1 protein-coding gene and 1 pseudogene are annotated in these 1,138 nt (G+C 75.0%); both read left to right on the top strand.

What is annotated here, in order from left to right; all coding sequences use genetic code 11:
- Nucleotides 1-435 (top strand): annotated as a pseudogene (locus ACZ4VL_RS40460) (DEAD/DEAH box helicase); the annotation flags it as partial.
- A 39-nt stretch (nt 436-474) separates the two neighbouring features.
- The coding region (locus ACZ4VL_RS40455) for a tetratricopeptide repeat protein (protein WP_468210999.1) at nt 475-1,138 on the top strand (664 nt) is incomplete at its 3' end.

The raw sequence follows: 1,138 nt of genomic DNA, 5'->3' as shown, positions 1-1,138 counted from the left end.
GACCGTCCCTCGTACCCGCGCCGTGACGACCGGGGCGAGCGTCCCTCGTACCCGCGTCGCGATGACCGGGGCGAGCGTCCCTCGTACCCGCGTCGCGACGACGAGCGCGGTGGGTTCCGTCGTGACGACCGGGGCGGCGACCGCCCGTCCTACCCGCGTCGCGACGACCGCGGTGACCGTCCCTCGTACCCGCGCCGTGACGACCGGGGCGAGCGTCCGTCGTACCCGCGTCGTGACGACCGGGGCGAGCGTCCCTCGTACCCCCGTCGTGACGACCGGGGCGACCGCGGCGAGCGCGGCGGCTACCGCCGTGACGACCGCGGTGAGCGTCCCTCGTACGGTCGCCGTGACGACCGGGGCGACCGCGGCGGTTACCGTGGCCGCGACGACCGCGGCGGCTACCGCGGAGACCGTGACCGCGACGGCGGCCGGCCGGACCGCGACCGTGACCGTGACCGCGAGCCGGTCAAGCGCATGCCGATCGACGAGGACGTCACCGGCATGGAGATCGACGCCGACGTCCGCCAGGAGCTCCTGAGCCTGCCCAAGGGCCTGGCCGAAGAGGTCTCCCGGAACCTGGTCATGGTCGCCCGTCTGATCGACGAGGAGCCGGAGCGCGCGTACGGGTACTCCCGCATCGCCCTGCGGCTGGCCTCCCGCGTCGCCGCCGTGCGCGAGGCCGCCGGCTTCGCCGCGTACGCCGTGCAGAAGTACAGCGAGGCGCTCGCGGAGTTCCGTGCCGCCAAGCGCATGACCGGCTCCGTCGAGCTGTGGCCGATCATGGCCGACTGCGAGCGCGGCCTCGGCCGTCCGGAGCGGGCCCTGGCCATGGCCGGCGAGCCCGAGGTGCAGAAGCTCGACAAGGCCGGCCAGGTCGAGATGCGCCTGGTCGCCGCGGGCGCACGGCGTGACATGGGGCAGCTCGACGCCGCCATCGTCACCCTGCAGAGCCCCGAGCTGGCCTCGAACACCGTGCAGTCGTGGACCGCGCGCCTGCGCTACGCCTACGCCGACGCCCTGCTCGGGGGGGGGGGGGGGGGGGAGGGGGGGGGGTGGTTTTCCACGGCCACCGAGGAGGGGAAGGAAGGCACGACCAACGCCTCCGCCCGGCTCACCGCCCTGGGGGGCGTCGCATTTG

The organism is Streptomyces sp. NPDC029014, assembly GCF_055564695.1.
This window is presented reverse-complemented; position numbering and strand designations above follow the sequence as displayed.